The sequence below is a fragment of the Arthrobacter sp. NyZ413 genome, assembly GCF_049390645.1.
Lineage (GTDB): Bacteria > Actinomycetota > Actinomycetes > Actinomycetales > Micrococcaceae > Arthrobacter.
On record NZ_CP155434.1, the window covers coordinates 2,841,710 to 2,859,214 of the forward strand.

Genomic DNA, 17,505 nt, shown 5'->3' on the forward strand with positions numbered 1-17,505 from the left:
TTTCGAGGCTTGGGAGCCGGTGGGGACTTAGGCGAGGCGCGTCAGCCAGCCGTGCCGGTCCTCGATGCTTCCCGTCTGGATGCCCAGGAGCTGCTCGCGGATGGCCATGGTGGTCTCACCGGCCTTCGCGTCCTCGGAACCGATGAATTCCGTCTCGTCCTTCAGTACGCCGATAGGCGTGATCACGGCCGCGGTGCCGCACGCGAAGACCTCTGCGATATCGCCGCTGGCCACGCCTTCACGCCACTCGGCGAGGGTGATTTTGCGTTCGGAAACCTCGCGGCCCATGTCCTTGGCCACCTGGATGACCGAAGAACGGGTCACTCCTTCGAGGATGGTGCCCGTGAGCGCCGGAGTGACCAGCGAGCCGTCCTTCATGACGAAGAAGACGTTCATGCCGCCAAGCTCTTCAACGGCGTCGTCGTTGAAATGGTCCAGGAAGAGGACCTGCTTGCAGCCGTTGGCTTCGGCTTCCATCTGGGCAATGAGCGACGCGGCGTAGTTGCCGCCGCACTTGGCAGCGCCCGTACCGCCGCGGCCCGCACGGGCGTATTGGCGGGAAATCCAGATGGACACCGGCTTGAGCTCGCCGCCGAAGTAGTTGCCGGCCGGCGAAGCGATGACCCGGAAGGACACTTCGCGGGCTGCGCGGACACCGAGGAAAGCCTCGGTGGCAATCATGAAGGGCCGCAAGTACAAGGCCTCGCCGTCTCCCGACGGAACCCATTCCTTGTCCGCCTGGACGAGTTCACGAATAGCGCCGAGGAAGTACTCCTCCGGGAGTTCTGGAAGGGCCAGGCGACGGGCCGACTTGTTCAAACGGGCCGCGTTCGCCTCGGGACGGAACGTCCACACCGAGCCGTCGGCGTGGCGGTAAGCCTTGAGTCCCTCGAAGATTTCCTGGCCGTAGTGGAAAACGGCCGCCGAAGGATCCAGGGAAATCGGTCCGTAAGCCTCGACCCGGGCGCTGTGCCAGCCGCCCTTGCCCTCTGCGTCGACGCTGTAGTCGACGATGACGGTGTTGTCGGTGAAGTAGTCGCCAAATCCCGGGTTTGCCAGGATTTCTGCACGCTCCTCAGCAGACTTCGGGTTCTCCGAGAGTTGCTGGCTGAATTCGACGCCGTGGGCAGTCTGAGTCATGTTTCCTCCAGTCGGCTACCTGTCAGAGCGAACCTTCTCTTGGAGGATATGGTTCAGCGACGGACCACGGCAGCAGGTAAATAATCCAAGTAAAGCTTACGCCCGAGTAGGGGAACTAAAGTGCGGCCGCGATGGCGTCGCCAATGGCAGCCGTCTTGCGGGTTTCGCCGGTCCGGCTTTCAATGTCTGCCACCACCGCTGTTTCGATCCTGCGGGCCGCGTTCGAGTAGCCAAGGTGGTCAAGCAGGAGCGCAGCGGACAGAATGGCGGCGGTTGGATCCGCCTTCTGCTGGCCGGCGATGTCCGGAGCGGAACCGTGGACCGGTTCGAACATGGATGGAGCAGTGCGGTCCATGTTGATGTTTCCGGAAGCAGCCAGGCCGATGCCACCGGTGACGGCTGCGGCGAGGTCCGTGATGATGTCGCCGAACAGGTTGTCGGTGACAATCACGTCGAAGCGCGAGGGGTCGGTCACCATGAAGATCGTGGCCGCGTCAATGTGCAGGTAGTCGTGGGTGACCTCGGGGAATTCCTTGGCTACGGCTTCAACCGTGCGCTTCCACAGGTGGCCGGCGAAAACCAGGACGTTGTGCTTGTGGACCAGGGTCACGTGCTTGCGGGGCCGCTGGCTTGCGCGCCGGAAGGCGTCCCGGACGACGCGTTCGACGCCGTGGGCCGTGTTGAGCGAAACTTCCGTTGCGACTTCGTGCGGAGTGCCTCCACGCAGGGTTCCGCCGTTGCCCACATAGGGGCCTTCGGTTCCTTCGCGGACCACGATGAAATCGATCTCGCCCGGGCTGGCCAAGGGGCTGCCGACGGTGCCGTACAGCCGGGACGGCCGCAGGTTCACGAAGTGGTCCAGGCTGAAGCGGAGCTTGAGCAGCATCTCGCGTTCAATGATGCCCGAAGGGATGCGGGTATCGCCGGGGGCAGCTCCAACCGCGCCGAACAGGATGGCGTCCCGGGTGCGCAGGTCCTCCAGGACTTCGTCCGGAAGAGTCTCTCCCGTCTCGAGCCAGTGCTGGGCCCCGAGCTTGTACTCGGTCTGCTCGAGGGCAACGCCTTCCTCGGCGACAACCTTTTCCAAGACCTTGAGGGCTTCGGCGATGACTTCGGGGCCAATGCCGTCACCGGGGATGACGGCCAGGTTGATCGTTGCGGAGGGGTGTGTTGCGCTCATGCTTTCAGGGTGCCAAGGCATCCACATGCTGGTCAAAATCGTCTCGCCATTCGAACAGCTGTCGCCCGTTCCCGGCCTTCTGGTGCGTTATCCGCCGGGAACCGGTGAAGCAACCACTGCAACATTCTTGCCCCACAGGTCCTGCGTGTAGCAACTGATGATCACCAAACGGTTGGCTACCGCGTTCCAGATAGGACTGTCCTTCAAATTCGATTTTGTGTAGGTGGTGACGGACTCGACTTTGTAGGTCATCGTTCCCGTTGCCGTAACCACCTTGAGATCATCTCCGGTGGCTGCTGCCGAACTGAGATGGTTGAACGGAGCATCAAGTCCTTCCCAACTGTGCCCGATCACGTAGGTGGTGTTCGTCGATCCAGCACCCGGGGTGCCAAACGTACTGAGCCAATATCCGTCCATGGTCTCCGGCGGCTCAATGCCGTCCCCGCTCGCTGCAGCCGGGTCTGGCTGCAGCGGGTGTATCGCCACGTCAAGGTTGGCCGCCGGATAAGTAATCCTCACCGGAGCCGACGCGGCCGGCAACGAGATTCCCGGCGCGGAAGGTGCGCCCAAAGCCTCGTGGATCGCTGAGGGCTTGTCCGAAGGAGCCGGCGATGACGGCGTCCGGGTCCCGGCAACGGCGTCCGCCGTTGAACTCGCCGGGAAAGCCGAAGGGACCGCCGCACCGATCGATGCCCCCGCCGTCTGGCCCGCGCCGAACGCGGGTGGACTGCCGGAGCCTGAAACGCCATAGACCACCCAGGACACGAGCAGGCCACCCGCGCAGATCGCCAACACGAGAAGGTCCCTGGGACTGATCAGGACGCCGCCGATGCCACGTGCACGGGGCTTACGCGTGGAGCGGTGACTGGCCATGATCACTCCTGGAGATTGTGAAGCAAGTGGCTGGGTGCCGAACATTCGCGTGCGGCACCCAGCCGGGTCTGCCTAGCGGTGGGCCTTCCGGGCCCGCATGCCGCTCTTCGAAATCACGAAGGCGGCAACTGCGCCGAAGAGCCCAGTCAGGCCGGCAAGCCAAGCCGGGATACCGGCGTCCGGCCGCGCACCGACGGCTGTCTGGACGTTGTAGCCCACATTGGTTACCGGGGCGGTAGGCGAAACAGCGGGCGCCCCACCGGCTGCGGCAGGAGTAGCGGCGACCGGTGCCGATACGGGCACCGGCGCGGCCGCAGGTGCGGCGGCCTCGGGCGCTGGCGCCGCGGCCGGTGGAACCACGGATGTCACGGGCACCGACTGATCCACTGGCGGCGTGGTCGCGGGCGGGGTGCTCGCCGGCGAGTCAACCGGCGGGGTGGTCGCGGGCGGGTCGACCGGCGGGGTGGTCGCGGGCGGGTCGACCGGCGGGGTGGTCGCCGGCGGGTCAACCGGCGGGGTGGTCGCCGGCGGGTCAACCGGCGGCGTGGTCGCCGGCGGGTCAACCGGCGGCGTAGTCGCGGGCGGGCTAACCGGCGGTGTAGTCGCCGGCGGGCTAACCACAGGCGGGTCTGCAAGCTTGCACCCTGAGTTGAGGATTGCGATGTTTTCCGGAGTCAAGTTCTGGCCATTGGGCAGAATATTGCCGGAGTTTGCGGGAATAATGTCGTTAGCATCCCCTGCATGCCCGGACAATGTACTGAGTTTAATGGTCAATTCCACGTACGGGTTCGTCGCTGAATGAGTTGCATGGCAGATCGTGATCTTGTCTGTTGTTGCTGCGTTGGCCGACACGGCGGCACCCAGCAACCCCAGACCCACGACCCCCACGGTCGCAATAGTTCTTTTCATTTCGGTTCCTCCCGGCAAATCAGGTTCGAATTGACCGGACTTTGCGGAGTAACCATCTATGAGACCAAGTAGGAATAAGTGCGGTGGACCTCAAGCAGCGAGATGAATCTTGACAGTTACTCCCCAGAAAGTGCCATCAATTCGCTTGCTTTTCAGGCTAGGTTTTTGCCTCCTGATTAACGCGAGTGGAGTGTACGCGTTTAGGTACAGGTTCCAGCGCGTCTTGTCCTGGCCGCTACCTGCACCGGGCCGGCCCCCACTCGCCCGCACGAAGAGACCACTTGGAAACACAACGAGCTGTCGACGTTGTCCCCGAAGGCACGCAGCCATAGGACGGGAACAAAAACGCTCCCCCACTCGGCCAGGTCCGGCCAGGTGAGGGAGCGCTTGAAAACGCAACTCGAAGCGAGCGCCTAGGACTCGGCGGGCTCCTCGTAACGCGGGAAAACCGGCACTGGTGCCGGGAGCTGCGTGTCGGCGGCAATCGGCGTGGCCAGGGCGGTGAACTGGCGCGCCTCGCCCTCCATCTGCCCCAATGCGTCCAGCAACTTGGCGGCCGACGTCGGCATGACCGGCTGGGCGAGGATCGCCACCGTGCGGACTACCTCCAGCGTGACGTACAAAACCGTGTTCATGCGCTCGACGTCGGTCTTGCGCAGGACCCACGGTGCCTGCTCGGCGAAGTACGCGTTGGTGTCACCCAGCACGGACCAGATCGCCTCAAGGGCACGGCTGAATTCCTGCTTCTCAAAAGCTGCGCGTGCGGCATCAAGGAGGCCGGAAGCCTGCGCCAGCAACGCGGAGTCCTCGGCCGTGAATCCGCCCGGAACCGGAACTTTGCCTTCGCAGTTCTTGGCCACCATGGACAACGAACGTTGAGCGAGGTTGCCGAAGTTGTTGGCCAGATCCGCGTTCATCCGGCCCACGATGGCCTCGTGGTTGTAGCTGCCGTCCGCACCGAACGGCACCTCACGCAGGAAGAAGAACCTCACTTGGTCCAGGCCGTATTGCTCCACGAAGTCCTGCGGAGCAACCACGTTGCCCAGGGACTTGGACATCTTGACGCCGTTGTTCGTCAGGAAGCCGTGGATCATGACGCGCTTGGGCAGCTCAAGGCCTGCGCTCATGAGGAATGCGGGCCAGAAGATGGCGTGGAAGCGGGAAATGTCCTTGCCGATGACGTGGACGTCCGCGGGCCAGAACTTGTTGAAGCGCTCCGACTCGACGTCCGGGTAGCCGACGCCGGTCAGGTAGTTTGTCAGGGCGTCGACCCACACGTACATCACGTGCTTGTCGTTGCCGGGAACCGGGACTCCCCAGTCGAACGTGGTGCGGCTGATGGACAGGTCCTGCAGTCCTTGCTTGACGAAGCTGATGACTTCGTTGAAACGGTAGTTCGGCGCCCCGAACTCCGGCTGGGATTCGTACAGGGCCAGCAACTTGTCCTGGTACGCGGAGAGGCGGAAGAAGTAGCTCTCCTCTGCTGTCCAGGTCACTTCGGTGTCCGTACCGACCGAGTAGCGGACCCCGTCGTCCTTCACCACGGTCTCGTCTTCCGTGTAGTACGCCTCGTCGCGCACCGAATACCAGCCCTCGTACTTGGACAGGTAGATATCGCCGTTGGCTTCCATCTTCTTCCAGATGGCCTGCGAGGCAGCATAGTGGTCGGCGTCGGTGGTGCGGATGAAGCGGTCGTACGAAATCCCCAAAGCGGCGTGGGCGGCCTTGTAGATTTCGGCGTTCCGGTCCACGAGTTCCTTCGGCGTGATGCCTTCCTTGTCGGCAGCCTGGGCGATCTTCATGCCGTGCTCGTCCGTACCGGTCAGGAACATCACATCGAAGCCGTCAAGGCGCTTGAAGCGGGCCATCGCGTCAGTGGCGATGTACTCGTAGGCGTGGCCGATATGCGGTTCGCCGTTGGGGTACGTGATGGCCGTAGTGATGTAGAACGGGGTTTTTTCTGGAGACGTCACTCTACGAAGTTACCTTCTCTTGGAGATGGAAGACGGGACCGGCCGAAATCGACGGCCGGCCCCGATGGCATCGGTTGCTAGTTCAGTTCAGTCAGCGTATCGCTGAGCCGGACAAGCTCATGATCGTGCGACGCCACAAGTACCGCAATGCCGTCGTTGGTGGTGTCCTTGAGGATGCTGATGATGCGGTTGGCCGAAGCCCGGTCAAGGCTCGCCGTGGGCTCGTCCACCACAAGGACCCGGGTGCCCAGGATGAGTGCGCGGGCGATCGCGACGCGCTGGCGTTCCCCACCGGACAACTGCGCGGGACGATGGCGCATGCGGCGCCCCAGTCCCACGAGGTCCAGAAGGTCCTTGGCCATTTCCGTCCGCTGTTCGACTTCGCCGTCGGGAACCGCTGGCAGCAGCACGTTTTCCAAGGCGCTCATGCCGTCAATCAAGGCACCGCCCTGGTCCACATAACCGATCAGCGCGCGACGGCGGTCGGCGATTTCGTCGTCGCCCATCTGTTCAAGCGAGTCGCCTTCCCAGAGCACCCGGCCCGACGTCGGGAACGTGAGTCCCGCGCCCACCGTCAGGATGCTGGTCTTGCCCGATCCGCTTCGGCCGGCGATGCAGTGCATCTCACCGGCGTGCAGCGTGAGGTTGAAGTCCTCGACGACGGTGACCGGCTCGGCGCCGCCCCTGTCGCCACCGTACCGGATGGTGATGTTGCTCAATTGCAAGGGCCTCGCGTGGTCCTCGGCCTTCACGATCGTGTTGGCACGGGTCAGCTGCGACTCATCGGTGGATTCCGTCGTCGTAGTCAGCTCGGGGTTGAGATTGTCAGTCATTTGACCACTTTCGTTGCGATGGGAATCCAGCAAAGTACAGCCACAAAGCCGGCCAGGGCTGCCCACAAGGCGGCATACGGGGCGAGGAGGAGGCCAAGGCCCAGGGCGCCAAGGATGGCGAGGACCAGCGCGACGGCGCCCACGAGGGCATTTTCGAAGAACCGGACCTGGCCCAGCATGTCCGGGTTCCAGCCCATGGCCCGGAGCGTGCCGATTTGTTCACGCTTGGCGTGGAGTTCGAAGCGCCCGGTCACCAAGGTCAACACCAGCCCGACGAACACTCCGCCGATCGCGAGGACCACGCTCGGCAGGGCAATGGAAGCGGCGGCAAGTCCGCTGAGTGCGCTCGCTCCAGCCGCCCGCGGAATGTCGATCAGCAGGGCGATCAGGGCACCGACTGCGGTGCCGAACACTCCGACCGCAATAGCCAGCGCAATCGAGTTGAAACGGTTTGTTGCCAATTGGCGGTAAGCGAACGTGAGGGGCGAGTCGATGGCGATGAGTCGTTCATCGTGTTGCGGTTCCTGGTCCACCACATCCCGGTGCCGCAATTGCTGGGCGGCGAAGAAAGCGGCAGCGAAATAGATGAGCAGCACGGAGGCGGAAACAATGGCTGTCGCGAGGTTCCAGCTCAAGAGGCTCAACGCGATGCCCGCCACGGCGATAATCGCCGCCCCTATGCCGAATTCCTCAAGGACCCAGCTGCGTATCTTTTTCTGGTTCCACCCCATGGCCCGCAGGATGCCTGCTTCGCTGCGGCGTTGCCGGATGTAGCTCACCGTGGATGCACCGGTCAGCAAGGTGGCCCCGCACAGCGTCAGGAACAACAAAGTGATGTTGGTGCTCGTCAAGGAACCCGAAACGGCGTCGGCTGCGTCCTGCCGTACCCACGACTGCTGGACGGTGCCCAGCGCGGCTTCCTTGCCGGCGTCGTCCTTCGAGTAACCCGGGACGAAAATGTTGGCGTCTTCGCGCGCGGACCCGGCCACGACGGTCGCCTCAAGCCCCATATCGCGGATCTCGGCAGCCAACTTGTCCACCTCCGGTTGAGCCTGCTTCCAGTTGCCCGGAGCGCTGGCGCGGACGCGGACGGCGTCGATCACGTCGGCGTTGGAGGTGTAGCCGCGGGCCGCAGCCAAACCGTAGTAGTCGGTAATTGCGCCTGCGGACTGGCTGACGAGGCCGGTGGCGCTCAACGACGGCTTGAGGACTTCGGCGGCGGTGCTGTTGCCCGAGCCATCCTTCTCAAGCGTCATCGGAGCAGGATCGTAGCCACCCAAGGGCAGTTTGTTGACATCGCCCGCGGCCTTCTGGATCTGGGCCGGGTCGAATGTCCCATAGACCATAGGCAAGGGAGTGGCCGGCTTGGAGCCGGTCGCGAGGTTGTCACGGTAGGAGCGTTCCTGCACTGGCGTGCGCTGGGCCTGGTCCACGATTGCCCCGAAGGCAGACTTCTCGGGCAACTTGTTAACCGTCACCCAGTCGCCGGGGGTGGCGGATTTTTGCACCGAGCCGTTGGCGGAAGTGTCGCCGTCCTTGTACTTAGGCGCGGCGGCGAAGTCCGTGGTCCACTGCGCCGGCTGATACAGGCCCTGGCTGAAGTTGCCGGTGTTCCCGAGCAATTGGCTGTGGTCCGTGGACCCGGGCCATTCGAGCGCGAACGGCGACCGTGAAACGAATGGCAGGTAGTCCTTGTCCAAGGAACGCGAGACCGTGCCTACGTCCTTGACGACCTTGCCCGAATCGTCGATTTCCTCGATCTTCACCGAGTACTTGAGGTCAAGTGACGTGCCCTGGCGGACAATCAGCGGAATCGCCTGCGATGAATCGGTGAGCTGCCCCGCGAGCTTGGCCTGCTGGTACTGGGTCATAAGCGGCGCCCAATACTTGAGCTTCACGCCAAGGAAGTCCGGGCCGTCCTCGAGTTCCTGCTGTGTGGGGCTCTTGGCAAAGAGCTGCTCGAAGTAGCGTCCGATCGCCCCTGCATTACGGGCATCGGCAGGTGGCGCCTTCTGCAAAGGCGCCAGGAAGTCTCCCGCCGAGCCGAGGAGGGCGCGTTCGGCGGTGGGGTCGACGGCGACCACGGACTCGGTTACTTGGGGAGCCATCGGCAGCGCCACTGAAAGGTTGAACAGATTGTGCTCGGAACCGCCCGCCGGTGCCGGGAACTTGATGCCGGTCTCCCCCGCGGGACCGGTGATCTGGATGCTCTTGCCGCCAGCCGTCTGTTGCTCGACAACCTTTCCCTTGCCCAGGGTGCCCTCGGCGCTGGTGGTGAACAGGGTGTGGTCGGAGACTCCGTCCGAACTCACGGCGGTTGCCGTCAGCCGGTATTTCTTGGGTTGGTCGGAAAGGACCGATTCCGGAGCCGGCCAGTTCTTGGCGTCCGTTCCGGTCGGGTCTCCCGCAGTTGCCCCGCCGGCAAGGCCGGCGTTGTAGCCCAGGTAGTCCATTGCGTCGAGCCGGGGCGTCTCCAGGTTCTGGGTGACGCGCGAAACGAGGCTGATCGGTGCGGCGACCGAAGTGCCGTCGAGTCCACGGATCTTTTCAAGCTGTTGGAAGCTGATCCCGCCTTGGCCCGTAGCGATGTCCGGCTGGATGAGTGCGCCGCCGTCCTTGGAATTGGCCGACTTGGCCTGCACAAGGATGTCGTACAAACCGCGTGAATTTTCATCCACCGTCCGGTTGAGCGCAGCCTGCGATTGGGTCTGGATGAATACGGACAAGCACATGGCGACGATCAAAATGGCCGCGGTCAGCAGCAGCACACGGCTTCTGATGAACCTCTGGACGGCGTTCATAGGGCTCCCTGAGTCCTGGATTGCGGGCGTGCACACAGCTCTCCCTGGATCCATGCAAGGCAAAAGGAATCCACCGGGCGTGTGTAAAAGGTATTGGCCGGCCTGCCGCCGGATCCGATTTTCGGACCAAGCCATTGTAGGCAGACCGGCCAACTATCTGTGTCCGATGTGAACCCGGGCACATTTTGCTATCGCGAACGCGGAGAGAGGCTAGTCCTCCAGGTCCACTTCCCGGACCATCTCGGCCCCGATGCCGGCCTTGATGGCCTCGAGCACCTGCTGGGGCACAGAGCTATCGATCGTCAGCAGCGCGAGAACCTGGCCGCCTTCGCTCTGGCGGGCAACCTGCATGCCGCCGATGTTGATGTTGTTCATGCCGAGGATGTGGCCAATGGTGCCAATGACGCCGGGACGGTCCGCGTAGGAAACCACCACGAGGTGTTCGCTGATCGGAATTTCGACGTCGTAGCCGTTGACGCCGACCAGCTTCTGGACCTGCTTGGGTCCAGTGAGCGTGCCGGCCACCGAAATCTGCGAGCCGTCGCTCAATGCGCCGCGGATGGTCAGGACGTTCCGGTAGTCCTCTGCTTCGGAGGTGGTGATCAAGCGGGTGTTGATTCCACGCTGCTCGGCGATCACGGGAGCGTTGACGTAGGAAACCTGCTCGGTGACGACGTCGGCGAACACGCCCTTCAAAGCCGCAAGCTCAAGGACCTTGACGTCCAAAGTGGAGATTTCGCCGGCAACTTCGACGTCGATCTGCGTCAACGATGCATGGGTCAACGCGGTGAAGATGCGACCCAGCTTTTCGATCAGCGGGATGCCCGGCCGTACGTCGGAGGCGATGACGCCGCCGGCAACGTTGACCGCGTCCGGCACGAGTTCCCCGGCAAGTGCGAGCCGCACGGACTTCGCGACGGAGACGCCGGCCTTTTCCTGGGCTTCATCAGTGGAAGCGCCCAAGTGGGGCGTGACGATGACGTTGTCCAGGCCGAAGAACGGGAGTTCGGTGCTCGGTTCCTTGACGAAGACGTCGATGCCGGCACCGGCGATCTGGCCATCCTGGAGCGCCTCGTGGAGAGCCGCTTCGTCAATCAGTCCACCCCGTGCAACGTTGACCACGTACGCCGTTTCCTTCATCTTCTTGAAGGCGTCCGCGCCCAGCATGCCGACCGTTTCGGGGGTCTTGGGCATGTGGATGGTGATGAAGTCGGACTTCTCCAGCAGTTCGTCCAAGGTGACGAGCTTGACGCCGAGCTGCGCTGCCCGGGCCGAGGTGATGTAGGGGTCGTACGCCAGGATCTCGGTCTCGAAGCCCTGCAAACGGGCAGCCACAAGGGCTCCGATGCGGCCAAGGCCGATGATGCCGATCTTCTTCTCGAAGAGCTCGATGCCCGTGTACTTCGAGCGCTTCCATTCGCCACCCTTGAGGGCGGAGCTCGCCTGCGGGATGTGGCGGGCAAGGCTAAGGATGTGGCCGACCGTCAGTTCGGCCGCGGAGACGATGTTCGACGTCGGTGCGTTGACCACCATGACACCGGCCTGGGTCGCGGCCTTGATGTCCACGTTGTCGAGGCCGACGCCCGCGCGGGCAATGATCTTGAGGTTCTTGGCTGCGGCTATTGCTTCCGCGTCAACCTGGGTAGCTGAACGCACCAGGATGGCGTCGACGTCGACAATTGCGGAGAGCAGCTGGGAACGGTCCGCACCGTCGGTTTGGCGGATCTCGAAATCCGGACCAAGGGCCTCGATCGTGGCGGGCGAAAGTTCCTCGGCGAGGAGTACTACTGGCTTGGTGCTAGTCACCGGTGACCTCTTTAGCTCTCTTTTTTCAGGTGGGGTTTTGGTGAAACGATTCCGTTACGACGAAGGCCGGACCCGGTATACCGGGTCCGGCCTCCATGCCGGGCGGCTTCTTTTCGAGCCTATCCCGAACGGCGTTCTTTGTTTAATTGCTACGGCAACTGCCGTACCGCAAAGATCCCTGGGTGAAGGGGCTTAGCGGGCCGCGGAGCCATCCACGTAGTCCTCGTCCTGCTGCTTCCAGGAGAAGAGCGAGCGCAGTTCGCGGCCGACGGCCTCGATCGGGTGCTGCTCTGCCTTGGCACGCAGTTCCTTGAACTCGACGGCGCCGTTGTCCTGGTCGTCGATGAAGCGCTTGGCGAATGCACCGGACTGGATGTCGGCAAGGACGCCCGCCATGTTCTCCTTGACGCGCGGGTCGATGACGCGCGGGCCGGAAACGTAGTCGCCGTACTCCGCGGTGTCGGAAACGCTCCAGCGCTGCTTGGCGATGCCGCCTTCCCACATGAGGTCAACGATGAGCTTGAGCTCGTGGAGCACCTCGAAGTAGGCGATCTGCGGCTGGTAGCCGGCTTCGGTCAGGGTTTCGAAGCCGTACTGGATGAGCTGGGAAACGCCACCGCAAAGGACAGCCTGCTCGCCGAAGAGGTCGGTTTCGGTCTCTTCGGTGAAGGTGGTCTTGATGACGCCTGCGCGGGTGCCGCCGATGGCCTTGGCGTAGGACTTTGCCAGCTCCCAAGCCGAACCGGAAGCGTCCTGCTCGACGGCGATGATGTCCGGGATGCCACGGCCGGCTTCGAACTCGCGGCGCACGGTGTGGCCCGGAGCCTTCGGGGCGACGAGGATGACGTCAACGCCTTCCGGTGCCTCGATGTAGCCGAAGCGGATGTTGAAGCCGTGGGCGAAGGCGAGGGCCTTGCCGGCCGTCAGCTTGTCCTTGATCGAGTCGTTGTAGATCGAGCGCTGGTGCTGGTCCGGCGCGAGGATCATGATGACGTCGGCCCATTCGGCGGCGTCGGCAACGTTCTTCACCGTGAAGCCGGCGTCCTGCGCCTTGGCGATCGACTTCGAGCCTTCCTTGAGCGCGATGACGACCTCGACGCCGGAATCGCGAAGGTTCAGCGCGTGGGCGTGTCCCTGGGAACCGTAGCCGACGATGGCAACCTTGCGGCCCTGGATGATCGACAGGTCTGCATCGTCGTCGTAGAACATTTCAGTCACTTGCGTAACTCCTCTTGAGTGGTTTTGTAGATGGTGTCTTTGGTGCTGCGGTAGCGGACGCGGCGCCGCCAAGCCAAGGCCGAAGCCATGGCTTAGGCGGAGCGAAGCGCCCTGTCACTCATGGAGCGGGATCCGCGCCCGACGGCCAAGGTGCCGGACTGCACAATTTCGCGGATGCCGAAGGGCTCCAGCACTGAAAGCAGTGCTGCGAGCTTTTCCGGAGTACCGGTTGCTTCAATGACCAACGAATCTGTGGAAACGTCGACCACCGAGGCACGGAACAAGTCTGCGGCTTGGGTGACCTGCAGGCGTGTCGAGGCATCCGCACGTACCTTGACCAGGATGTGGTCACGTTGCACGGAAGATTCTGAGGTCAGCTCAACAATCTTGATGACATTGACCAGTTTATTGAGCTGCTTGGTGACCTGCTCGATGAGGTCGCCATCGGCGTCGACGACGACGGTCATGCGGGAGATACCCGCGACCTCCGTGGGGCCGACGGCCAGGGAGTTGATGTTGAACGCGCGCCGGGCGAAGAGGCTGGCCACGCGGGTCAACACGCCGGGCTTGTCTTCGACCAGAACGGACAGTGTGTGGCGGCTCATGGCTTAGTCCTCCTCTTCCCATTCCGGGGTCATGTTGCGGGCAACCTGGATCTGGTCGTTCGAAACACCGGCGGGGACCATCGGCCACACCATGGAGTTCGGGCTGACCACAAAATCGATGACCACGGGGCGGTCATTGATCTCCAGGGCTTTCTGGATGGTGGCGTCGATGTCTTCGTCCCGCTCGCAGCGCAAGGCTGCACAGCCGTAGGCATCTGCCAGCTTGACGAAGTCCGGGATCCGGATGGTGTCGTGGCCGGTGTTGAGGTCGGTGTTGGAGTAGCGGCCCTCATAGAAGAGGGTCTGCCACTGGCGCACCATGCCCAGCGAGGAGTTGTTGATGATGGCAACCTTGATGGGGATGTTGTTGATCGCGCAGGTTGCCAGTTCCTGGTTGGTCATCTGGAAGCAGCCGTCGCCGTCGATCGCCCAGACCACACGGTCCGGTGCGCCGACCTTGGCACCCATGGCGGCCGGCACGGCGTAGCCCATGGTTCCGGCGCCGCCCGAATTCAGCCAGGCGTGCGGACGCTCGTACTTGATGAATTGGGCAGCCCACATCTGGTGCTGGCCGACGCCGGCAACGTAGACGCCCTCCGGACCAGTGAGCTTGCCGATGCGTTCAATAACGCGCTGCGGAGCGCTGAGTCCGTCTTCCGGTTCCGTCCAGCCCAAGGGGTACGTCTCGCGGAGGTTCTTGAGGAACGCCCACCAAGCGTCGAGGTCCGGAGTCCCGGACTGTTCGAACGCAGCCCTGACCGCTTCGGTCAGTTCCGGAATGATCTCCTTGACGGAGCCGACGATCGGAACATCCGCGATGCGGTTCTTGGAAATCTCGGCGGGGTCGATGTCAGCGTGGATGATCTTGGCATGTGGAGCGAAGGTGCTCAAAACGCCGGTCACGCGGTCGTCGAAACGAGCGCCGAGGGTGACCAGCAGGTCGGCCTGCTGCAGGGCAGTGACCGCGGACACGGTTCCGTGCATGCCGGGCATCCCAACGTGCTGGGGGTGCGAATCCGGGAATGCGCCGCGGGCCATGAGGGTGGTCACCACGGGCGCGCCGGTCAGTTCAGCCAGTTCCCGCAGTTCAGCCGACGCGTGGCCCTTGACCACGCCGCCGCCCACGTACAGGACGGGCTTGCTTGCTGCCGCGATCAGCCGGGCGGCCTCACGGACCTGCTTGTTGTGGCCGCGGACTACCGGGCGGTAGCCTGGCAGGTCGATCTTCGGCGGCCAGGAGAAGGTCATGGTGCCTTGCTGCGCGTTCTTTGCGATGTCGACAAGCACGGGACCCGGGCGACCGGTGCTGGCGAGGTGGAAAGCCTCCGCCATGACATGCGGAATATCGTTGGGGTCCGTCACCAGGAAGGAGTGCTTGGTGATCGGCATGGTGATGCCGACGATGTCCGCTTCCTGGAAGGCGTCCGTACCGATGACGGAGGCCGATACCTGGCCGGTGATGGCCACAAGCGGCACGGAGTCCATGTGGGCATCCATGATGGCGGTAACGAGGTTGGTGGCTCCAGGACCGGATGTGGCGATGCAGACGCCCACCCGTCCGGTAACCATGGCGTAGCCTTGGGCTGCGTGGCCGGCTCCCTGTTCGTGACGGACCAGGACGTGATTCATCTTGGAGGCCATCAAGGGGTCGTAGGTGGGGAGGATCGCGCCACCGGGCAAACCAAAAATATCGTCGACGCCGAGTTCTTCGAGCGAGCGGACAATAGCTTCCGAGCCGGTCATCACCGTTGGGGGTACAACGTTGTTCGGCCCGAGTACAGGAGAGAGAGTTGCAGCATTGTCGACGACGGCGTCAGCCGGACGGTCGACCTTTTCCGGAGCTTTGTGTGCTCCAGCGGACTTTGCAGCCATCAGCGAGGGGCTGATCGGCGATCCTTTGCTCATCGGACTCTTCCTTTGGGGATCTTCAGTTAGTGAAAGTTACTGCTAGGTGCTTCTTGTTCTTGCTGATTGCGCCATCTCCCGGGGGGAAATAAAAAAACCCCTCAGCCTTCCGGCTCTTCGAGGGGTTGCGCGTGACGGTTCGTTACCGGGTCGAGGCTAGGAAGCCACGCGCTTGGTAAGGACGACAGTGCCCACGTTGGCGCCGACAGTAACGAATGCGATCATGCGTTCAGTGTTCCCTCTTTGTGAGATAGGTGTCAAACGCCCCACCCCCGATCTCAGTATGTGGACTCCACTGTCCACAAGCTGGGCACAACGAACCGGCGAGGCGACCTCACGGCCGCCTCGCCGGCGCGGGAATCAGCCGCAGTATGCGCCAGTGGATGCGCTATGCACCAGCTTGGCGTATTTGGCAAGCACACCCTTGGTGAACTTCGCCGGAAGGGGCTCCCAGCCTTGCTTGCGCGACTCGAGCTCCGCTTCGTCCACGAGGAGGTCGAACGAACGGGCGGCAATATCCACTCGGATGCGGTCCCCGTCCTTCACGAAGGCGATCGGACCGCCGTCGACCGCTTCCGGCGCAACGTGACCAATGCAGAGGCCGGTAGTGCCCCCCGAGAAGCGGCCGTCCGTCAAGAGCAGGACGTCCTTGCCGAGGCCGGCACCCTTGATGGCACCGGTGATGGCGAGCATCTCCCGCATTCCAGGCCCGCCCTTCGGCCCTTCGTAGCGGATTACTACGACGTCGCCGGCCTTGATCTCACCGTTGTCAAGCGCATCGAGGGCACCTTGTTCGCGCTCGAAAACGCGGGCTGTGCCTTCAAACACATCGGCGTCGAAACCGGCGCTCTTGACCACGGCACCTTCCGGCGCCATGGAACCGTGCAGGATGGTGATGCCGCCGGTCTTGTGGATCGGGTTGTCAAGGGCGCGCAGGATCTTGCCGTCGAGGTCCGGCGGGTTGATGGCGGCCAGGTTCTCGGCAAGGGTCTTGCCGGTTACGGTGAGGCAATCACCGTGCAGCAGTCCGGCGTCGAGCAGTGCTCGCATGATGACCGGCACGCCGCCGATCTTGTCGACGTCGGTCATCACGTAGCGGCCGAAAGGCTTGAGGTCGCCGAGGTGCGGGATCTTGTCGCCGACTCGGTTGAAGTCGTCCAAGGTCAATTCGACGTTCGCCTCGCGGGCGATCGCTAGCAAGTGGAGGACGGCGTTGGTGGAACCGCCGAAGGCCATGGTGACCGCGATGGCGTTTTCGAAGGCCTTCTTGGTCATGATGTCCCGCGCCGTGATGCCGAGGCGGAGCAGGTTGACCACGGCTTCGCCGGACTTGCGTGCAAAATCATCACGACGGCGGTCTGCCGACGGTGGCGCCGCCGAACCCGGCAGGGACATGCCAAGGGCTTCCCCAATGCACGCCATGGTGTTGGCCGTGTACATGCCGCCGCACGCACCCTCGCCCGGACAGATCGCTTTTTCGATCCGGTCCAGGTCCTCGCGGCTCATCTTGCCGGCAGCACACGCGCCCACGGCTTCGAACGCATCAATGAGGGTGACCTCCTTCTCGGAGCCGTCCTCGAGCTTGACCCAACCCGGCATGATGGAGCCTGCGTAGAGGAAGACGCTGGCGAGGTCGAGGCGCGCAGCCGCCATCAGCATTCCCGGAAGGGATTTGTCACAACCGGCGAGCAGGACTGATCCGTCGATGCGTTCGGCTTGCATGACCGTTTCGACGGAGTCGGCAATGACTTCGCGGGAAACGAGCGAAAAGTGCATGCCCTCGTGTCCCATCGAAATACCGTCGGAAACGGAAATTGTTCCGAATTGCATCGGGAAACCGCCACCGGCGTGAACGCCTTCCTTAGCTCCTTGGGCAAGTCGGTTGAGGGAAAGGTTGCAGGGCGTGATTTCGTTCCACGAACTCGCGACGCCGATTTGGGGCTTTGCGAAGTCGTCGTCGCCCATGCCTACTGCCCGGAACATTCCGCGCGCCGGGGCGGCGTGTATACCGTCCGTTACAACCCGGCTCCGTGGCTTGATGTCAGGCTTGCTGTCAGTCGCACTTGTGGTGTGGTCACTCATGGGCATGAGTCTATGGCGCTTGGCTCCAGCTAACGAGCATGCCCGCAGAATTAATGCAAATTCGGCCATTTTCCGTCAATGTTTCATTCGCAGGCCGAAGATCCGTTCCGCTTCGCGAAACACATTGCCGCCAGGCCGCCATTGACAAAGCTAGACAGCCCCCTGACACGCACGTAACGT

12 protein-coding genes are annotated in these 17,505 nt (G+C 63.1%); all 12 read right to left on the reverse strand.

The window, feature by feature from the left end; all coding sequences use genetic code 11:
• Nucleotides 1-27 precede the first annotated feature (27 nt).
• Nucleotides 28-1,140, reverse strand: coding sequence for a branched-chain amino acid aminotransferase (locus ABCW42_RS13280; RefSeq protein WP_423181677.1), 1,113 nt, complete (start codon nt 1,138-1,140; stop codon nt 28-30).
• Between the two features lie 115 nt (nt 1,141-1,255).
• Complete coding sequence (locus ABCW42_RS13285) at nt 1,256-2,320, reverse strand: 3-isopropylmalate dehydrogenase (protein WP_423181678.1); 1,065 nt, start codon at nt 2,318-2,320, stop codon at nt 1,256-1,258.
• Nucleotides 2,321-2,407: 87 nt separating this feature from the next.
• On the reverse strand, nt 2,408-3,193 hold the full coding sequence (locus ABCW42_RS13290; RefSeq protein WP_423181679.1) for a sortase domain-bontaining protein: 786 nt from the start codon (nt 3,191-3,193) through the stop codon (nt 2,408-2,410).
• A gap of 72 nt (nt 3,194-3,265) precedes the next feature.
• Complete coding sequence (locus tag ABCW42_RS13295; RefSeq protein ID WP_423181680.1) at nt 3,266-3,568, reverse strand: hypothetical protein; 303 nt, start codon at nt 3,566-3,568, stop codon at nt 3,266-3,268.
• A gap of 947 nt (nt 3,569-4,515) precedes the next feature.
• Entirely contained in the window at nt 4,516-6,075 is a 1,560-nt protein-coding gene (gene metG, locus ABCW42_RS13300; protein ID WP_423181681.1) for a methionine--tRNA ligase, read from the reverse strand.
• A 77-nt stretch (nt 6,076-6,152) separates the two neighbouring features.
• The gene (locus tag ABCW42_RS13305; RefSeq protein WP_423181682.1) at nt 6,153-6,908 is read right to left on the reverse strand and encodes an ABC transporter ATP-binding protein; all 756 of its coding nucleotides are present in this window, start codon (nt 6,906-6,908) and stop codon (nt 6,153-6,155) included.
• On the reverse strand, nt 6,905-9,709 hold the full coding sequence (locus ABCW42_RS13310) for an ABC transporter permease (protein ID WP_423181683.1): 2,805 nt from the start codon (nt 9,707-9,709) through the stop codon (nt 6,905-6,907). Before ABCW42_RS13310 ends, ABCW42_RS13305 begins: the two co-directional genes overlap by 4 nt.
• A 210-nt stretch (nt 9,710-9,919) precedes the next feature.
• Nucleotides 9,920-11,515, reverse strand: a complete 1,596-nt coding sequence (gene serA / locus ABCW42_RS13315; protein ID WP_423181684.1) for a phosphoglycerate dehydrogenase — start codon at nt 11,513-11,515, stop codon at nt 9,920-9,922.
• Between the two features lie 192 nt (nt 11,516-11,707).
• Nucleotides 11,708-12,733 carry a ketol-acid reductoisomerase gene (gene ilvC, locus ABCW42_RS13320; protein WP_133204417.1) on the reverse strand — a complete coding sequence of 342 codons (1,026 nt, stop codon included), beginning with the start codon at nt 12,731-12,733 and terminating at the stop codon, nt 11,708-11,710.
• 92 nt (nt 12,734-12,825) lie between these two features.
• The gene (gene ilvN / locus ABCW42_RS13325) at nt 12,826-13,338 is read right to left on the reverse strand and encodes an acetolactate synthase small subunit (RefSeq protein WP_423181685.1); all 513 of its coding nucleotides are present in this window, start codon (nt 13,336-13,338) and stop codon (nt 12,826-12,828) included.
• A gap of 3 nt (nt 13,339-13,341) precedes the next feature.
• On the reverse strand, nt 13,342-15,243 hold the full coding sequence (locus ABCW42_RS13330; protein ID WP_423181686.1) for an acetolactate synthase large subunit: 1,902 nt from the start codon (nt 15,241-15,243) through the stop codon (nt 13,342-13,344).
• 360 nt (nt 15,244-15,603) lie between these two features.
• Nucleotides 15,604-17,325: a dihydroxy-acid dehydratase gene (ilvD, locus tag ABCW42_RS13335; protein WP_423181687.1), complete on the reverse strand. Its 1,722-nt coding sequence runs from the start codon at nt 17,323-17,325 to the stop codon at nt 15,604-15,606.
• Between the last annotated feature and the right edge of the window lie 180 nt (nt 17,326-17,505).

Bases quoted from the DNA above. Each gene is read 5' to 3' on its own strand.
- ilvN (WP_423181685.1), bottom strand. From the start codon at position 13,338: ATGAGCCGCCACACACTGTCCGTTCTGGTCGAAGACAAGCCCGGCGTG.
- ABCW42_RS13285 (WP_423181678.1), bottom strand. From the start codon at position 2,320: ATGAGCGCAACACACCCCTCCGCAACGATCAACCTGGCCGTCATCCCC.
- ABCW42_RS13280 (WP_423181677.1), bottom strand. From the start codon at position 1,140: ATGACTCAGACTGCCCACGGCGTCGAATTCAGCCAGCAACTCTCGGAG.
- ABCW42_RS13305 (WP_423181682.1), bottom strand. From the start codon at position 6,908: ATGACTGACAATCTCAACCCCGAGCTGACTACGACGACGGAATCCACC.
- ilvD (WP_423181687.1), bottom strand. From the start codon at position 17,325: ATGAGTGACCACACCACAAGTGCGACTGACAGCAAGCCTGACATCAAG.
- ABCW42_RS13290 (WP_423181679.1), bottom strand. From the start codon at position 3,193: ATGGCCAGTCACCGCTCCACGCGTAAGCCCCGTGCACGTGGCATCGGC.
- ABCW42_RS13330 (WP_423181686.1), bottom strand. From the start codon at position 15,243: ATGAGCAAAGGATCGCCGATCAGCCCCTCGCTGATGGCTGCAAAGTCC.
- ABCW42_RS13310 (WP_423181683.1), bottom strand. From the start codon at position 9,709: ATGAACGCCGTCCAGAGGTTCATCAGAAGCCGTGTGCTGCTGCTGACC.